This window comes from Micromonospora sp. L31 (assembly GCF_052068075.1).
Taxonomy (GTDB): Bacteria; Actinomycetota; Actinomycetes; order Mycobacteriales; family Micromonosporaceae; genus Micromonospora; species Micromonospora purpureochromogenes.
This window is the reverse complement of record NZ_JBQHDC010000013.1, coordinates 97040-114696: the sequence shown is the minus strand read 5'-3', so window position 1 is coordinate 114696 and position 17657 is coordinate 97040. Positions and strand designations below refer to the sequence as shown.

The 17657-nt window shown below is 74.9% G+C and carries 15 protein-coding genes; 4 read left to right on the top strand and 11 right to left on the bottom strand.

The features are described 5' to 3' along the window. The first annotated feature begins 51 nt into the window (after positions 1-51). Together ACTMS9_RS27110 and ACTMS9_RS27105 are read left to right on the top strand one after the other, a co-directional pair. Positions 52-1437 (top strand): serine/threonine-protein kinase, encoded by a 1386-nt coding sequence (locus ACTMS9_RS27110; RefSeq protein WP_441166320.1) that lies wholly within the window; start codon positions 52-54, stop codon positions 1435-1437. 104 nt (positions 1438-1541) lie between these two features. After that, on the top strand, positions 1542-2804 hold the full coding sequence (locus tag ACTMS9_RS27105) for a nucleotide sugar dehydrogenase (RefSeq protein WP_441148679.1): 1263 nt from the start codon (positions 1542-1544) through the stop codon (positions 2802-2804). 46 nt (positions 2805-2850) lie between these two features. Here the strand turns inward: ACTMS9_RS27105 and ACTMS9_RS27100 are convergent, their stop codons facing one another. The 5 genes from ACTMS9_RS27100 to ACTMS9_RS27080 all read right to left on the bottom strand — a co-directional run bounded on the left by ACTMS9_RS27100 (position 2851) and on the right by ACTMS9_RS27080 (position 8927). Then, on the bottom strand, positions 2851-5331 hold the full coding sequence (locus ACTMS9_RS27100; RefSeq protein ID WP_441166319.1) for an ABC transporter permease: 2481 nt from the start codon (positions 5329-5331) through the stop codon (positions 2851-2853). A gap of 5 nt (positions 5332-5336) precedes the next feature. Then, the gene (locus tag ACTMS9_RS27095; RefSeq protein ID WP_441166318.1) at positions 5337-6113 is read right to left on the bottom strand and encodes an ABC transporter ATP-binding protein; all 777 of its coding nucleotides are present in this window, start codon (positions 6111-6113) and stop codon (positions 5337-5339) included. Positions 6114-6261: 148 nt separating this feature from the next. After that, positions 6262-6927: a response regulator gene (locus tag ACTMS9_RS27090; protein ID WP_210778742.1), complete on the bottom strand. Its 666-nt coding sequence runs from the start codon at positions 6925-6927 to the stop codon at positions 6262-6264. Then, positions 6924-8153, bottom strand: a complete 1230-nt coding sequence (locus ACTMS9_RS27085) for a sensor histidine kinase (RefSeq protein WP_441166317.1) — start codon at positions 8151-8153, stop codon at positions 6924-6926. Before ACTMS9_RS27085 ends, ACTMS9_RS27090 begins: the two co-directional genes overlap by 4 nt. Before the next feature lie 78 nt (positions 8154-8231). Then, complete coding sequence (locus ACTMS9_RS27080) at positions 8232-8927, bottom strand: DUF305 domain-containing protein (RefSeq protein ID WP_441148684.1); 696 nt, start codon at positions 8925-8927, stop codon at positions 8232-8234. Between the two features lie 138 nt (positions 8928-9065). Between ACTMS9_RS27080 and ACTMS9_RS27075 the strand changes: the two genes are divergently transcribed. Next, on the top strand, positions 9066-10544 hold the full coding sequence (locus ACTMS9_RS27075; protein ID WP_441148685.1) for an LVIVD repeat-containing protein: 1479 nt from the start codon (positions 9066-9068) through the stop codon (positions 10542-10544). Between the two features lie 59 nt (positions 10545-10603). Here the strand turns inward: ACTMS9_RS27075 and ACTMS9_RS27070 are convergent, their stop codons facing one another. Then, positions 10604-11599, bottom strand: coding sequence for a linear amide C-N hydrolase (locus tag ACTMS9_RS27070; protein WP_441166316.1), 996 nt, complete (start codon positions 11597-11599; stop codon positions 10604-10606). A gap of 114 nt (positions 11600-11713) precedes the next feature. On the opposite strand from ACTMS9_RS27070, the gene ACTMS9_RS27065 reads away from it, so the two are divergent. Then, on the top strand, positions 11714-11935 hold the full coding sequence (locus ACTMS9_RS27065) for a DUF2188 domain-containing protein (protein WP_280836726.1): 222 nt from the start codon (positions 11714-11716) through the stop codon (positions 11933-11935). A 218-nt stretch (positions 11936-12153) separates the two neighbouring features. On the opposite strand, the gene ACTMS9_RS27060 is transcribed toward ACTMS9_RS27065, so the two are convergent. The 5 genes from ACTMS9_RS27060 to ACTMS9_RS27040 all read right to left on the bottom strand — a co-directional run bounded on the left by ACTMS9_RS27060 (position 12154) and on the right by ACTMS9_RS27040 (position 17607). Further along, positions 12154-13755 carry an asparagine synthetase B family protein gene (locus ACTMS9_RS27060; RefSeq protein WP_441166315.1) on the bottom strand — a complete coding sequence of 534 codons (1602 nt, stop codon included), beginning with the start codon at positions 13753-13755 and terminating at the stop codon, positions 12154-12156. A 4-nt stretch (positions 13756-13759) separates the two neighbouring features. After that, positions 13760-14728 carry a hypothetical protein gene (locus ACTMS9_RS27055; RefSeq protein WP_441166314.1) on the bottom strand — a complete coding sequence of 323 codons (969 nt, stop codon included), beginning with the start codon at positions 14726-14728 and terminating at the stop codon, positions 13760-13762. A 98-nt stretch (positions 14729-14826) separates the two neighbouring features. Beyond that, the gene (locus tag ACTMS9_RS27050; RefSeq protein WP_441148689.1) at positions 14827-15627 is read right to left on the bottom strand and encodes an isocitrate lyase/PEP mutase family protein; all 801 of its coding nucleotides are present in this window, start codon (positions 15625-15627) and stop codon (positions 14827-14829) included. Then, positions 15624-16613, bottom strand: coding sequence for a cytochrome P450 (locus ACTMS9_RS27045; protein WP_441166313.1), 990 nt, complete (start codon positions 16611-16613; stop codon positions 15624-15626). The genes ACTMS9_RS27050 and ACTMS9_RS27045 overlap by 4 nt, the downstream gene beginning before the upstream one ends. A 256-nt stretch (positions 16614-16869) precedes the next feature. Next, positions 16870-17607, bottom strand: coding sequence for an ArsR/SmtB family transcription factor (locus ACTMS9_RS27040; protein ID WP_441166312.1), 738 nt, complete (start codon positions 17605-17607; stop codon positions 16870-16872). Between the last annotated feature and the right edge of the window lie 50 nt (positions 17608-17657).

Below are 17657 nucleotides of genomic sequence, written 5' to 3'. Positions count from 1 at the left end.
ACGGGGAGATCGCCATGAGTTCTTTTCTGCTCCTCTGGGTACGGTATTCGGGTGTTGTCATCGGAAGTCGTGCTCAGCGGTCGCTACCGCCTGGACGAACGTGTCGCCACCGGCGGCATGGGCGACGTCTGGCGTGCCACGGACCTGATCCTGGGCCGCCAGGTCGCGGTGAAGGTGCTGCTGCCGGCGCTGGTCTCCGACCCCGACTTCATCGCCCGGTTCCGCGCCGAGGCGCGGATCATGGCCGCCCTGCGCAACTCGGGCATCGTGCAGGTCTTCGACTGCGGCGAGGACCGCCTCGCCGACGGCGGGCGCGCCGACTACCTGGTCATGGAGTTCGTCGAGGGCGAGCCGCTGTCCCGGCGGATCGAGGCCGCCGGTCACCTGGACGTCGCCGAGACGATGTCGATCGTCGCGCAGGCCGCCCAGGCGCTGCACGCCGCGCACGCCGGCGGGATCGTGCACCGCGACGTGAAGCCGAGCAACCTGCTGGTGCAGGAGGACGGCACCGTGGTGCTGGTCGACTTCGGCGTCGCCCGCTCCACCAACGTCACCAGCATCACCAGCACCAACGCGGTGCCGGGGACGGCGCTCTACATGGCGCCGGAGCAGGCGTCCGGCCGTCCCGTCTCCGCCGCCACCGACATCTACGCGCTCGGCGCGGTCGCGTACTGCTGCCTCACCGGCGGGCCGCCGTTCACCGGCGACAACCCGCTCCAGGTCGCGGTGCGGCACCTGGACGACGAGCCGCCGGCGCTGCCGGAGGAGATCCCGGCGCCGGTGCACGCGCTGGTGTCGCGGGCGCTGGCCAAGGACCCGGCCGACCGGTTCGCCACCGGGGCCGAGATGGCCGCCGCGGCCCGGGCCGCGCTGAGCGACGGCACCGCGACGACCGCGTTCGTCCCCCCGGCGCTGCGTGGCGCGGCGGGCCCGGCGACCACCACCCGGGGCGAGGTGCCGGTGCTCCCGGCGGCGGCCACCGTGGCGCCGACGCGGGGCCGCGGTCGGCGCGGCTCGCTGGTCGGCGCGCTCGCGGCGGTGCTGGTGGCACTCACCGCGCTGGGCGCGGCGCTCGGCGCGGCCAAGGAGACCGGTGACGGGGCGACCAACATCAAGAGCACCTCGCCGGCCGTGGCGCCCAGCGAAGAGGGGGAACCGTCGGCGATCCCCGAGGAGACCACCACGGGTCAGCCGAGCCGGCCGAACCGCACCTGGAACCCGCGCAACCGGCCCTCGGCCACCGTCACGGTCACGCCGTCGCCGGGGCCGAGCGGATCGGCGGAGCCGCAGCCGACCTCGGTGCCGACAACCACGCCGGCCGGCCCGCCGACCACCACGGCACCGCCCGATCCGGTGCCGACCACCACGTCACCGCCCGATCCGGTGCCGACCACCACGGCGCCTCCGGACGGGAACCCGCCGCTGGCGGGCAGCTGACCGGATTCGGCACCGCCATCGCCATTAGTCGCAAAATCGGACTTTAAACCTCATACAGGCCCTAAGCTCCCGGACAGGAGTCACTTACTGCCACGGGAGCGAACGTGCGCGTTGAGAAGCTGGTCGTCATCGGTCAGGGGTACGTCGGTCTGCCACTGGCGATGCGTGCCGTCGAGGCGGGGCTGGACGTGGTCGGCCTCGACGTCGACGCCGACCGGGTCAAGCGGCTCGCCACCGGCGAGTCGTTCGTCGAGGACATCACCGCCGAACGGCTCGGCCGGGCGCTGGGCAGCGGCCGCTACCGGCCGAGCACGGAGTACACCGACGCCGAGGGCTTCGACATCTGTGTGATCACCGTCCCGACCCCGCTGCGCGACGGCGCTCCCGACCTCAGCTACGTCGAGCAGGCCGGCCACGGCATCGGCCCGTACGTCCGGGCCGGCTGCACGGTGGTCCTGGAGTCGACCACCTACCCCGGCACCACCGAGGACGTGCTCCGGCCGCTGCTGGAGTCGGCCAGCGGCCTGCGCAGCCCCGGCGACTTCCACCTCGGCTACAGCCCGGAGCGGATCGACCCGGGCAACCGCACCTGGCGGCTGGAGAACACCCCCAAGGTGGTCTCCGGCGTCGACGGCGCCTCGTTGCGCCGGGTCGACGACTTCTACCGGCAACTGGTGGAGCGGACCGTGCCGGTGGACTCGACCCGGGTCGCCGAGCTGACCAAGCTGATCGAGAACACCTTCCGGCAGGTCAACATCGCGCTGATCAACGAGCTGGCGATCGCCTCCCACCACCTGGGGATCGACGTCTGGCAGGCGATCGACGCCGCCTCCTCCAAGCCGTTCGGCTTCATGCCGTTCCGGCCCGGCCCGGGTGTGGGCGGGCACTGCCTGCCGATCGACCCGTGCTACCTGTCCTGGCAGGTGAAGCGGACGATGGGTCGGCAGTTCCGGTTCATCGAGCTGGCCGACGACATCAACCACCAGATGCCCGAGCACGTGGCCCAGCGGGTGATGGCCGGGCTGAACCGGGTGGGCCGCTCGGTCAACGGGGCCCGGCTGCTGCTGCTGGGCCTGGCGTACAAGAAGAACACCGGCGACATGCGCGACTCCCCCGCCGTGGACGTGGCCCGGCGGCTCAACGACCTCGGCGCCGACGTGCGCGCGGTCGAGCCGTACGCCGAGCCGCAGCACATCCCCGGCGGCGTGACCGTGGTCGACCTGACCGAGCGGGAGGTCGCCGAGGCCGACGCCGTGGTCGTGGTGACCGACCACGACAGCTTCGACTACGACCTGGTGGCCCGGCACGCCCGGTACGTCTTCGACACCCGGGACCGCTGTCGGGGCGCGGTGGTGGAGCGGCTCTGATCCGCGCGGCCGTGGCCGGTCCCGCCCGGGACCGGCCACCACCGGTTCACTCCGCGCCGAGCGCCTCGACCACCGGCCGGCCCAACGCCCGGCGGGCCGGCAGCACGGAGGCGAGCAGGGCGGCCAGCACCGCCACCGCGAGCATCAGCCCGAGCCGCCCCCAGGGCAGCACCAGGGTGAACTCCCCGCCGATCTTCGCCACGAAGGCCATCGCCCCGGCGCTGACCCCGGCGCCCAGCGCCATCCCGAGCACCGCCCCGACCAGCGCCATCAGCACCGCCTCGACGGCCAGCATGGCCCGCATCCGGCCCCGGGTGAGGCCGACCGCCCGCAGCACGGCGTTCTCCCGGGTCCGCTCCACCACCGAGAGGCTCAGCGTGTTCGCCACGCCGACCAGGGCGATCACCACCGCCAGGCCGAGCAGCGCGGTGACGAAGGCCAGCAGCATGTCGACCGTGCCGGTGAGCATCTTCTTGTAGGCGGCCTGGTCCATCAGGTTGACCGTCGGGTAACGCGCGACGACGGTCTCGACCGCCGCCCGGGCCCGCTCGGCGGAGACCCCGGCGGCGGGGTCCACCTCGGCGAGGAAGCCGCGCTGGGTCGGGAAGAGCCGGGCGAAGTCGGCGTCGACCATGTCGACCAGGTGTCCCTCGGCCACCCCGGGGGCGGCCTGGGCGGCCTCGTCGGCGGTCACCACCGCGGCCACCCGGAAGGACCGGCCGGCGAGCGTCACCGGGGCGCCGACGGTCCAGCCGCGCGCCTCGGCGAGCTGCCGGTGCACCAGCACCGCGCCCGGGCCGAGGTCGCCGTCGTCGCCGGCCACCGCGCCGGTCAGGGTACGGCCGACCAGCGCCGGATGCGCGGCGCGGATCTCCACCCCGTCGACGACCCGGCTGCGCCGCTCGTGCACCACCCCCAGCTCCGGCCGGGCGGCCAGCTCGTCGGCGAGGGCCGCCGGCAGGTCGCTGCCGACGCCGGTGACCAGGTAGTCGACGCCGATCTGGGCGTCCACGGCGCGTTCGATGCCGACCTTCACGCTGCCGGCGCCGACCACGAACGCCGACACCAGACCGATCCCGATCACCAGCGCGGTGGCGGTCGCCGAGACCCGGCGCGGATTGCGGACGGCGTTGGCCACGGCCAGCCCGGCGGTGGCGCCGAGAAGCAGCCGGGCGGGCGCGCCGAAGAGCCGGACCAGGGCGGGCACCAGCACCGGGCCGTAGAGCACGATGCCGAAGAAGGTCAGCATCCCGCCGAGGGCGACCAGCGCGATCTGGCCGACGGTGGCGGCCACCGCGAGCGCGGCGACCCCGGCGGCGAAGACCAGCGCGCCGATCGTCAGCCGGACCCGGCCGGCGCGGCGGGTCACCTGCACGGCGGCGTCGGTCAGCGCGGCCACCGGGGCGACCCGGGTGCCCTGCCAGGCGGGTACGCAGGCGGCGGCCACGGTGATCGCGGTGCCCAGCGCCACGCAGAGCAGCACCGTCGAGCGGGTCAGCATGACCTCGCCGGTGAACGGCAGGTCCAGCGTGGACAGCCCCGCCGCCAGGCCGGCGGCCAGGCCGGCGCCGGCCAGCACCCCCAGTGCCGAGGCGGTCAGCCCGAGCACCGCCGACTCCAGCAGGGTGGCCCGGAAGACCTGCCCCCGGGTGGCGCCGACCAGCCGGAGCAGGGCGGTACGCCGGGTCTGCTGGGCGAGCACGATGGCGAAGGTGTTGGCGATGACGAAGCCGGCCACCACCACCGCGACCCCGGCGAAGGTCAGCAGGATCATGCCGAACTGCTTGAGGTCGCGGACCGCGTCGTCGACCGCGTCGTCGAGGATCTGCTGACGGGACTTCACGGTGGCGCCGGTGGCGGCCACCCCGGCCAGCCGCTCGGCCACCGCCTCGCGGGACGTGCCCGGGGCGACGGCCACCATGATCCGGCCGTACCCCCGCTCCCCGGTCACCGCCAGGGCGTCGGCGCCCACCAGGCCGATGAACGGTCCGCCGACGTCGCGGGCGGTGCCGGCGACGTCGACGGCGCCGACCAGGGTGTACGCGCGGGCGGCCCCGGTGGAGCCGCCCACCTCGACCGGCGCGCCGAGGGCGAAGCCCTCCTCACGCACGGTGGACGCGTCGAGGACGACCTCGCCGGGGCGGTCCGGCAGCCGGCCGGCGGTCAGGTCGTACGAGCGCAGGGCCGGGTCGGTGGGGATCGAGGCGAGCACCCCGTAGCCGAGCACCGGGCGGCCGTCGGAGCCGACCACCCCACCGGAACCGGTCAGCTCCCCCTCGGCGGCGGCCACCCCGTCGACCGCGCGCACCCGGTCGACCAGGGCCGGCGGGAGGGGGTCCGTGCCGGCGTACACGCCGAGGTCGGTGTGCCGGTCGAAGGCGCCGGCCCGGTCGTACGCGCCGGCCCGCATGCCGTCGGTGAGCATCAGGGTGCCGGCGACGAAGGCCACGCCGAGCACGATCGCCAGGGAGGAGAGCAGCAGCCGCAGCGCGTCGGCGCGCAACGAGCGCAGGGTCAACCGGATCATCGCGGTCACCGCCCCCGCGCCGGGGCGACCGGGTCGAGGCCGGCGAGCGCGTCCAGGATCCGCTCGGCGGTCGGCGCGGCCAGTTCGCGGACCAGCCGGCCGTCGGAGAGGAAGACCACCCGGTCGGCGTACGCGGCGGCCACCGGATCGTGGGTCACCATGACCACGGTCTGGCCGAGGGTGTCCACGGCCTCCCGGAGCAGCCCCAGCACCTCGGCGCCCGAGCGGAAGTCCAGGTTGCCGGTCGGCTCGTCGGCGAAGACCACCCAGGGGCGGGTGACCAGCGCCCGGGCCACGGCCACCCGCTGCTGCTGCCCGCCGGAGAGTTCGGCCGGCCGGTGCCCGAGCCGGTCGGCCAGGCCGACCGCCGCCACCACCTGCCGCAGCCAGGCCGGATCCGCCCGCCGGCCCGCGATGGCCAGCGGCAGGAGGATGTTCTCCTCGGCGGTCAGCGCCGGCAGCAGGTTGAACTTCTGGAAGACGAAGCCGATCCGGTCCCGGCGCAGCAGGGTGAGCCGCTTGTCGTCGAGGCGGGCGGTCTCGGTGTCGCCGAGCCGGACGGTGCCCGCCGTGGGACTGTCGAGGCCGGCCAGGCAGTGCATCAGCGTCGACTTGCCCGAGCCGGACGGGCCCATGATGGCGGTCAACCGGCCGGCGGCGAAGTCGACGTCGACGCCGTCGAGGGCGACGACGCGGGCGGCGCCGCGCCCGTACTCCTTGCGCAGGCCGCGGGCGGTGACCGCGACACCGGTACGGGCCGGGACGGGTGGGGCGAGGGACATGCGGAGACTCCCCGTGCAGTCGGTGACCAGGACGTCTCCGACGCTATGGACCGCCGCCCGCGGTGGCGTCCGCCCGCACGGTCGAGGTCGGTACGCCCCGGGTCGCCCCCGACCGGGTGGACCCGTACGACCCAGGTCGTAGCGCCGGTCAGCCTCCCGGCGTGACCAGCCCGCTCTCGTACGCCAGCACCACCGCCTGGACCCGGTCGCGGAGCTGGAGCTTGGCCAGGATCCGCCCGACGTGGGTCTTCACGGTCGCCTCGGCGACGTGCACCCGGCCGGCGATCTCGGCGTTGGACAGTCCCTGCGCGACGAGCAGCAGGATCTCCCGCTCCCGGTCGGTGAGCTGGGCCAGCCGGGGGTCCTCGGAGGGCCCCGGACCCAACCGGTCGGCGAACCGGTCCAGCAGCCGGCGGGTGATCGACGGCGCGACCACCGAGTCACCGGCGGCGACCACCCGGATCGCGGCGAGCAGCTCCTCCGGGGGCACGTTCTTGAGCAGGAAGCCGCTCGCCCCGGCGCGCAGCGCGGCGAACGCGTCGGCCTCGGTGTCGAAGGTGGTGAGCACCAGCACCCGGGGCGGGCCAGCCGGGCGGTCCCGGCAGATCCGGCGGGTCGCCTCCACCCCGTCCATGGTGGGCATCCGGACGTCCATCACCACCACGTCCGCCTCGGTGCGGGCGAGCAGCCGCAGCGCGTCCGCGCCGTCAATGGCCTCGCCGACCACCTCCAGGTCCGGCTGGGAGTCCAGCACCATCCGGAACCCCGCGCGCACCAGCGCCTGGTCGTCCACGATCACCACGCGGACCGTCATGCCGCCACCTCCGTCCCGGCTGTCGACGGTAGCGGCAGCCGCGCCTCGACCCGCCAGCCCCCGGCCAGCCGGGGGCCGGCGACGAGGCTGCCGTCGTACACGCCGACCCGCTCGCGCATGCCGACCAGGCCGTGCCCGCCGGACGGCGCGGGACCGACCGGCGGCCGGCCGTGCCCGTCGTCGACCACCCGGACCACGACGGCGTCCGGGACGTGCTCCAGGGTGACCGTGACGCTCGCGCCGACCCCGGCGTGCTTGAGCGCGTTGGTCAGCGCCTCCTGCACCACCCGGTAGACGGTGAGGTCCAGGCCCGGGGGCAGCGCGGCCGGTTCGCCGGTGACCGTGTGCCGGACCCGCAGCCCGGCGTCGCGGAACCGGTCCAGCAGCGCGGGCAGTTCGGCGACCGCCGCCCGCCGGTGCTCCGGGTCGGCGGCGACGGCGTCGTCGTCCGGCGGCTCCGCCGTAGCCGGCGGCTCCGCCGGGCTGGGCTCCCGCAGGACGTCCACCAGCCGGCGCATCTCCTCCAGCGCCTGCCGGCCGGTGTCCGCGACCACCTTGACCGCGGCGCGGGCGGTCTCCGGGTCCTGGTCGAGCATGTACCGGGCCCCGTCGGCCTGGACGATCATCACGGCCATGCTGTGCGCCACCACGTCGTGCAGCTCGCGGGCGATCCGGGCCCGCTCCCCCGCCACCGCGGCGCGGGCCTCGGCCTCCCGCTCGCGCTCCAGCGTGGCGGCGCGCTCCTCCAGGCTGAGCACGTACAGGCGGCGGGTCCGCACGTTCAGGGCGGCGAGCCACACCCCGCCGGTGACCAGCGCGAAGTAGATGGCGGTGGCCCACCAGGCGGCGTTGCCGACGGTCTGCGAGGCGGCCAGCACCACCCCGATCGCCGCGACGATCCCGGCCAGCACGCCGTCGCGTAGCCGCTCGGCGTACTTCACGACGCTGTAGAGGGCGATCAGCACGCCTATGTCGTAGGCCAGCGGCCCCCAGCCGGCGATCACCTGCACCATGGCCAGCCCGGCCACCACGGCCGCCACGGCCGACGGGTGGACCCGACGCCACAGCAGGGCGACCGCCATGGCGCAACCGACCAGCGTGGCGGGCACGCCGCCGGGCTGGCTCACCACGGCGGCCACGGCCAGGAGCGCCACCACGCCGGAGACGAGGACGTCGAAGGCGAGCGAGCGCAGCGGGCGGCCGAAGACGGTGCGGTTCACGGTCACCCAGCGTACGGGGCAGGTCGCCGTCGATGCGCCCGCGGACGGCCGGTCGCGGCCGGGGTCGCCCGGCGCCGGAACGGGTCAGGCGGGTGGCCGGACCAGCTCGCGCATGCGGTCGATCTCGACGGACTGCTCGGTGGCGACGGAGTTGGCGAACTCGTCGAGCTGCTGGTCGACGCCGACCTTCAGCAGGTCGGTCGCCATGGTGACGGCACCCTGGTGGTGCGCGGTCATCAGCTGCACGAACAGCCGGTCGAAGTCGGCGCCCCGGGCGTCCGCGAGCCGCCGGATCGCCTCCGGCGACTGCATGCCGCGCATGGTGCCGTGGTCGTGGCCGGGCACCTCGGCCGGCAGGCCGCGGGCGCTCAACCAGCCGCGCATCATGCCGATCTCCGGCCGCTGCGCGCCCCTGATCCGGTCGGCCACCGCCCGGATCTGCGGGCTGGCGGCCCGGCCCTCGGCCAGCTCCGCCATCGCCAGGGCCTGCTCGTGGTGCGGGATCATCATCCGCACGAACCAGACGTCCAGGGAGTTGTAGCTGGGCGAGGCGGTGTCGCGGACCTCCGCGGCCGGGCGGGCGACGGCGGACTCGCCGGGGCGGCCGGGGACGATGACGGAGGGGCCGTCAGCCGGGGCCGGGGTCGGCGACGCGACTCCGGTCGATCCGACGGCCACCGGGGCGGGACGGTCGGTGGGCCGCAGCGCGAGCCCGAGCGCCACCAGCACCACGGCCGCGACTGTGACGACGAGCAGGGTCCGTCCACGTCGGGCGGTCATGCGACTCCCCCTCCGGTCGAGGTCGCAGCGATAGTATCCATTGACGACGACGCTTTCATGTGACGCAGATCACATCGACGCCCATCGCCGGAAGGTAAGGTGTCCACAATCATCAACCCCTGTCGAAGGGCTCTGCCGATGATCAGATTTTCCCTCCCCCGACGACGCCAGCTGAGGATCGTGAGCCTGGCTGCGGCCGGCCTCCTGGTGGCGAGCGTGGCCACCGCGCCGGCCGGCAACGCCGCCGTGACGCCCGACGCGGAGGCGGTCGCCACGGCCACCACCGCACAGGCCGCCACGGCCACCCCCACGCTCGGCGTGGACGAGATCTCCAGCAGCCCCAACCTGCGACAGATCGCCAACCTGCCGAAGCAGGCCCCGTTCAACACGTCGGCGGCCTTCAACAGCGACATGGCCTTCCAGGGCCGGTACGCCTTCGTCGGCAACTACGAGGGCTTCGTCATCTACGACATCGCCCGTCCCAGCGCACCGAAGATCGTGTCCCAGGTGCTCTGCCCGGGGTCGCAGAACGACATCTCGGTCTACGGCGACCTGCTCTTCCTCTCCACCGACCAGGGCCGCAGCAACGACTCCTGCACGAGTGAGCGCCTGACCGAGACCAAACCGGAGTCTTGGGAAGGCATCAAGGTCTTCGACATCAGCGACAAGGCCAACCCGCGCTACATCAAGGCGGTCGAGACCGACTGCGGCTCGCACACCCACACGCTGGTGCCGGCCAAGGACAAGAAGTCCGTCTACCTGTACGTCTCGTCGTACCGCCCCTTGGTGGAGCTGCCGGACTGCCAGCCCCCGCACGATTCCATCTCGATCGTCAAGGTGCCGCTGAAGAAGCCGACCGACGCGGCCGTGGTGGCCATGCCGAACCTCTTCCCGGACGGCGGGTACGAGGGCATCCCGGGTCAGAAGTCGGCGACCAGCGGCTGCCACGACATCACCGCGTACCCGTCGAAGGACATCGCCGCCGGCGCCTGCATGGGCGACGGCATCCTGATGGACATCTCGAACCGGGAGGCGCCCCGGGTCATCAACCGGGTGCGTGACACGGTGAACTTCGCCTTCTGGCACTCGGCGACGTTCAACAACGCCGGCACCAAGGTCGTCTTCACCGACGAGCTGGGCGGCGGCGGCGCGGCCACCTGCAACGAGGTCGTCGGGCCGAACCGTGGCGCGGACGCCATCTACGACATCACCGGTCGCGGCGACGCCCGGACGATGGTCTTCCGCAGCTACTACAAGATCCCGCGGGCCAACGCGGACACCGAGAACTGCGTGGCGCACAACGGCTCGCTGATCCCGGTGTTCGGCCGCGACATCATGGTCCAGGCGTGGTACCAGGGCGGCATCTCGGTCTGGGACTTCACCGACTCGACCAAGCCGAAGGAGATCGGGTTCTGGGAGCGCGGTCCGCTCTCGGCCACCCAGCTCACCACCGGTGGCGCCTGGTCGACGTACTACTACAACGGGCACATCTACTCCAGCGACATCCAGAAGGGCCTGGACGTGCTGGAGCTGAACGACTGGCGGACGTGGACGGCGAACCTGGTCCGGTTCCGCGAGCTGAACGTGCAGACCCAGGCCGGCTACCTGAGCTGGTAGGGCCACGTCGGAAGGGCCCGGTCCCCGTCGGGGGCCGGGCCCTTGCGCGTACGGCGGGTTCAGTCCATCGGCAGCTGGTAGCGCCGCTCCTTGCCCGTCGCGGTGACCAGGTGCACGTCGCCGCTGCGCAGCCCGTACGTCACCGACCAGCGGGTGTGGCCCTGCCGCACCTGGTCGAGGATCCGCAGCGCCGCCGGGGCGTCCACCCGGGCGCCGGAGCTCTCCAACGCGGCCGCGATGGCCCCGTACCGGCGGTCGGCGCGCCGCTCCTTCTCGGACACCCCGACCACCGGCACGTTGGTCAGCGCCTGCCAGCGGCCCTCGCCGCGCTGGACCCGCATCGTCCCGTCCACGAACTCGACCACGGCCGAGCGGCCGGTCGCGTCGGCGAGCAGGTAGTGCAGCGGCGGCCCGCCGTCGAAGTCCAGGTTGTACCGGCCGAAGACGGCCACCGCCTCGTCGACCGTGGCGGCCCGGTCGAGCACCAGTCGCAGGATGCGCACCGAGCCGACCGTGGGGCGGCCCGGCACCGGCGTGACCGTCGCGTGGTCGTCGGCGGCCAGGCCGACCGCGAGCCCGCGCTCGTTCATGCCGTCGAAGGGCAGCAGCGGCGCGTCCAGCAGCCGCCGGTCGCCGGTCGGATCGGCGCCGATCCCGAGGTACGACAGGTCCACCAGGGACACCGAGGCGTAGCCGTCCGGCGGGTCGGTACGCAGCACCATCGCCGGGTTGGCCGCCCAGTCGAAGTTGCGGGCGAACAGCGGCCGGGCCGGGTCGCCGCTGGCGGCGAAGAGCGAGCAGCCGAAGGGGCTCGCCTCGGGCTCCGCGTCGGTGCCGACCGTCGCGTCGTACCGGCCGACGTAGGTCATCTCGTACAACGGCAGTTTGTCGACCCGGCGCAGGCTGGCCAGGGTGCGCCCGACCTCGTCGGCGTCCTGCCGGGAAGCGGCCGGCACCCGGTCGCCGGCCGGCGCGGGCGGCGTGTCGTCGGTGCCGGCGCAGCCGGTGGTGGCGAGCAACAGGGCGAGCCCGGCGCCCAGGAGAGTCCTCCGCATATCTCCGGAACGCTATGGGAGACCCCGGGGGTTGTCCACCGACCGAAGGCGACACCGGTTTTCCGTTTCGGGCATCCGGGTACCTGGATCCGGACGGACGAGAGGAGAGCGCCCATGAAGCGCAACGAATACCACGTGGTGCCGAACGACGGCTCCTGGAAGGTGGAGCAGGGCAGCCGGAGCCTCGGCTCGTACGACACCAAGCACCGCGCGGTCGAGGAGGGCCGCAAGGTGGCGCACGCCAACGAGCCCAGCCAGCTCGTCGTGCACACCGCCGACGGGAAGATCGAGACCGAGTACACCTACAAGGACGATCCCTTCCCGCCCGCCGGCTGACCGGCGCGCTCCCTCCGGCGGCCTGCCGGAATCACCTGGGTCACAGGCGGTTCCGGTAGGCCGCCGTCGGCTGCCCGCCCGCGGCGCGACGACCGCTGCGAGTTCGGATACCGCGAGACGCCTGATCCACTCCGTTTGCGGCGTGTCGCGGTATCGCCGTTCTCCGACACCGCGACACGCCGCAAACGGAGACGATCACGGGCACGCTCGGCCGGGTCTCAGCCGACCGGCGCCCCGCGGGTGGGACGCGGCCCGACCAGCCGGCGGACCAGCGGGGCGGCGTTCCACCTCGCCGCCCCGACCAGGTCCCGGGCGTGCTCCAGCACGGTGTAGTCGGGTCGGGCCAGCCCGTCGGCGATGGCCCGGTCCAGGTCGTTGCCGCAGCGGGTGAGCACGCTGTCGAAGTCGCGGCGGACCGGCTCCAGCAGGTCGTAGCCGAACCGGCGGTGCAGCCGGGAGAAGAACGGCTTGTAGAGCCGGGCCCGCTCGTGCAGACCCGAGGAGTACGACATCGGGTTCTTCGGCCGCCGCCGGATGTAGTCGGGCAGCACGTCGGCGAACGCCCGCCGGACGATCCACTTCTCCTGCCCGTCGCGCATCTTGACCGCCAGCGGCAACCGCATCGCCAGCTCCACCACGCTGAGGTCGAGGAAGGGCACCCGGGCCTCCACCCCGTGGCCCATGCTGGCCCGGTCGACCCGCTGCAACTCCGTACGGCAGAGGTTGCGGATCTTGTGGAGGAAGAGCCGGCGGGCCCGGTCGGGGCCGACCTGGTGGTACATCGGGTAGCCGCCGAACAGCTCGTCGGAGCCGTCGCCGGTGAGCACCACCTTGATCCCCATCTCGTGCAGTCGCCGGAAGATCGGCACGGTGACCACCGCGTTGATGATGTCGCCGTACTCGGTCAGCTCGGAGATCCGGATCGCCTCCCGGACGTCGGCCAGCCGGATGTCGCGCGGGCGCAGCTGGACCACCTCGTGCGGCACACCGAGGTCGGCGGCGAGCCGCCGCGCGTACGCCACGTCGGGGCTGTCCGGCACCCCGACGGTCACCGCCACGCAGTCCGGGTGCAGCTCGCGGACGTGCAGCAGCGCCAGCGAGCTGTCCAGGCCGCCGGAGAGCACCACCCCGACGGTGAGGTCGGTGTCCACCCGCATCCGGATGCTGTCGCTGATCGCGGCCCGGACGAGCAGGGCGGCCTCGTCCGGGTCGTCCACCTCGGGCAGTCCCGCGCCGAGGGCGAGCAGGTCGAGGTACGCCGCCAGCTCCACCCGCCCGTCCGGGTCGGCCCAGCCGTGGTGCCCGGGCGGCACCTCGTCGACCGGGGCGCGCAGCCCGACCAGCGCCTTGACCTCCGAGGCGACGTGCAGGCAGCCGGGCGTGCGGGCCCAGTAGAGCGGCTTGACGCCGAGCGGGTCCCGGGCCAGGTAGACCCGGCCGGTGGCGCGTTCGGCGACGGCGAAGGCCCACTCGCCGCGCAGCCGGTGCACCGCCCGCTCACCCCAGCGCAGGAACGCGGCGAGCACCACCTCGGTGTCGCTCGTGGTGCGGAACGGGTGTCCGGCCCGGGTCAGCTCGGCGCGCAGCTCGTGGTGGTTGAAGACCTCGCCGTTGTAGCAGAGGACGTACCGGCCGTCGGCGGAGGTGAACGGCTGCACGGCCCGGTCCCGGTCGACGATGCGCAGCCGCCGTACGCCGGCGAGCAGGCCGGCCTCCTGCCGGGTCTCGGTGACCTCGCCCCGGGGGCTGAGGACGGCGAGCATCCGGCGGAAGATCGCCGGGTCGGCCTCGGGGCCGGCGCTGAGCGCGATGCCGCACATCGCCTCAGGCCCCCATCTCCGCCTCGTAGGCCGAGCGCAGCCGGGCGCGGGCGCCCGGTGCCAGGCACACGTGCCAGGCCTGCCCCTCGTCGACCACGTTGATCTCACCGGCGGCCTGCCGGGCGAGCAGGATCTCAGCGAGGGTGTCCCGGACGCCGAAGCGCGTGAACCAGGCCATCTCCACGTCCACCGCCCAGCCGAGGCAGTGCCCGCTGGGCACCATCGCGGCGTACCCGAGACGGCGCAGCTGGTACTGGTGCTCGGCGCTGCGCACCAGGCTGGTCACCCAGAGCGGCGGGGTGGCCGGCGGGGTGGCCCGGGCCAGCTCGCGGGCCAGGTCGTTGAGGAGCGCCACCACCTCGCGCCGGGTGCGCCGGAACTTCACCCCGGCGGTGCGCGGGGTGGCGTCCGGGCGGAGCTTGCGGCGCACCGCCCGTACGCCCCGGCCGAGCACGGTGGCCGGCTGCTCCTGGTAACGGAAGGCGAGCAGCCCACGCCGGCGCAGCCACTCCAGGTCGACCAGGTCCGGATGGGTGTCGACCTGGTCGTCGGTGAGGAAGGTGGTGGTGTCGCGCCACCACATCACGTCGATGCGGGAGAGCAGGTAGATCCGGACCAGCGCGGTGAGGTCGCTCGCCGACGTCCGCTCGTTGGGCTGGTACCGGGCGATCTCCAGCAGCAGTGTCTCGCGGGCGCCGATGAACCCCTGCGGGGTCGCGTCGAGCACCGCGGCGATCGCCGGCTCCCGCAACCGCTGGTCGAGGAGCACCTGGCGGGCCGCGCTGGACGTCGCGTCGGCGAGCGCCCCCACCTCCACCAGCAGCTCCGCCACGGCCTCGCGGTATGCGTCGAGGTCCGGCGGGGCGGTCGGCACCGCGCGGGCTCGGCCCAGCGCGGGCGACCGGCGCGCCGGGGCGGGCGAGGAGACGGACGGGCCGGGTTGGGGGCCGGAACTTCGGCTGGGCACGCGCATGGTCGGGTCCTCTCCCGGTACGACACGGTGCGGATGAACCTGAAACACACCGTAAGCACCCGGAACAGGGAAAGTGCGAGCAATCCTCCCATCCACCCCTAAGGGCGACGACCGGTCGCTGTCATCCGCTGCACGTCCGCGTACGACGGCAGCGCCGGATCCGGCTCCACCATCCCCGTCCGGACGGCGTCGGCGGTGCGGACCACGGCGGCCAGCGCCGCCCGGAACAGCAGCGAGCCGGTGCTGACCCGGGCCACCCCGAGGCGGCCGAGCGCCGCCGGCGACGGCCCGCCCGGCTGGGCCAGGACGTTCAGCGGCGCGTCGACCGCGTCCGCCAGCCGCCGGACGACGTCCGGGTCGCCGACTCCCGGGACGAAGACGCCGTCCGCCCCGGCCCGCCGGTAGGCTCGCGCCCGCGGCAGCGCCTGCTCCAGCGGGTCGGGCCGGCCGAGCCACCAGGCGTCGGTGCGGGCGTTGACGAAGAGCCCGGGCACCCGCGCGCGGACCGCCTCGATCTTCGCCACCACCAGGGCCGGATCGGCGAGGCTGCCGTCGGGCCGCCCGTCCTCCAGGTTGATCCCGACCACGCCGAGGGCCGCCAGCTCGGCGGCGTACCCGGCGACGGCCGACGGGTCGTCGCTGAAGCCGGCCTCGACGTCCACGGTCACCGGCACCGGCAACCGGACCAGCAGCTCGGCGAGGCGGAGGGTCTCCTCGGCGGTGGCCGCCAGCCCGTCCGGCCGGCCGGCGGCCACGGCCACGCCGAGGCTGGTGGTGCCCACCGCCGGATGGCCGGCGGCGGCCAGGGCGGCGCCGGAGGCGTGATCCCAGGCGTTGGGCAGCACCAGCGGCCGGCCGGGGCGGTGCAGGGCGCGGAAGGCGGCGTGGCGGTCGCTCACCGGGGCACCGCCGGGCGGGTGCGCGGGACGCGGGGTGCGTGCTCCGGTCGGGGCGCCGGGCCGGCCCGGCGTTCGCGCAGCACGTCCACCACCCCGGTGGCCAGGGCCAGCGCGTGCCGTTCACCCGGGCAGCCGTGCGGGCCGGCGCCGAAGGTCAGCACCGACCGGCCCGGCGCGAACCGGTCCGGCGCGGTGACCACCGCCGGGTCCCGGTTCGCCGCGTCGAAGCGCAGCACCAGCTCCGCGCCGGACGGGACCGGCTGCCCACCCACCCGGGCCGGGCGGGCGGCGATCCGGCGGGTGGCGCGTACCGGTGGGTCGAGGCGCAGCACCTCGGCCAGCAGCGCCGCGGTGGGCACCGACGGGGGCAACGCCGGGGCGTACCGGGCGGCGGCGCCGATCAATGCGGCGGTGGCGTCGCATGCCTGCACGAGCAGCCCGATCCGGTTGGCCAGCGCCTCGGGCGGCCCCGCCGGGGACATCGCCACCAGCGCCGCCACCGCGCGGTCCGCGCGGCGCACCGCGGCCGGCCCGGCGCCGGGCTGGTAGGCGGCGGCCACCACGGTCACCGCCGGCACCGCCGCCGCCGGATCGGCCAGGCCGAGCCGGGCCGCCAGCACCCGCAGCGGTACGCCCCGGGCCAGCCGCGCCGGCCCGGTGAGCGGGTCGCGGTCGAGTTCCTCGGCGGTCAGCCGGGCGGCGTCACGCCGCAGCCCGTCCGGCGCGCAGTCGGCGAGCGCGGCGACGGCGGCGGCCCGCCGGGCGGGATGCCGGTCCGGCCCGCTGAACCGGGCGACGGTGCCGCGCAGCCAGGCGAGGCTGCCGGGCGGTCCCGGCGCCGCCTCTGGCACCCGGAAGTCCGGATCGGTGAGCACACCACGCACGTCCGCGTGGCGGGTCACCGACCAGACGCCGCCGTCGAGGGTCGGCGGGCCGCAGGCCGGGGTGTCGGGTCCGGGCGGGATCAGGGGTATCGGGTCGCTCATCCGCCCGACGCTAGGGGCGGATCGCTTCGGCGCCGACCGAACTCTGCCGGCCTCGGCGCACTCCCCCAGCGGCCCTCCCGCGTTGCCCGGGTTGATCGAGGCGTCGGTCTGCACCGCGCTGCGGGGGCGGTGATGCCGGCCTCGTCCGGGTCAGGCGCGTCGGGGCTGCCCCGGTTCGCGTGCGACGACCGCGCGGGTCGGGCCGGCTGCGCCGGGTTGGGCGCGGCGACCGCGCGGCTCGGGCCGGCTGCGCTGGTCAGGCGCGTCCGCCGCCACCGTCGCGGCGGGGCGGCACCAGCTCGCCGGCGTCGATCCCCAGCACCTCGGGCAGCGCCGCGACGCCGGCCGGGGTCACCCGCACGCTGCGCCCGGTGCCGCGCGTCGTCCAGCCCAGTTCCGCGAAGCGGCGGCACAGCGCGGCGCCGAGCGCGCCGGCCAGGTGGGGACGGCGTTCCGTCCAGTCCAGGCAGTCCCGCACCAGGGGCCGCCGGCCGCCGCGCAGCGGCGCGACGCCGAGGTCGGCCAGCCAGTCCCGGCCGGTCGGGGTGACCGCGAGACCGTCCGCGCCGTCGAGCAGACCGCGGGTCAGCAGGGCGTCGCGCAGCCGGACGCCGAGCCGTCCGGCGAGGTGGTCGTAGCAGGTCCGGGCGTGGGCCAGGGCGGCGTCGGCGGTGGCCACACGCAGCGATCCGGCCGGGCGCGGCGCCGGCGACCCGTGCCCGGCCAGGTCCTCGATCAGCTGGGCCACGGCCGGGCCCGCCAGCCGCAGGTAGCGGTGCCGCCCCTGGCGCTCCTCCACCAACAGGCCGCCCCGGACCAGCCGGGTGAGGTGTTCGCTGGCGGTCGAGGGGGCCACCCCGGCACCGCGCGCCAGCTCGCCGGCCGTCCACGCCCGCCCGTCGAGCAGTGCCAGGCAGATGCTTGCCCGGGTGTCGTCGGCGAGCAGGGCGGCCAGGTCGGCGAGGCGGCGGCCGTCGGTGGGCGCAGCGGTCATCCGCCGATGGTGCCACGGCGACGGTTCGGTGGGCACCGACCCGTGCCGAC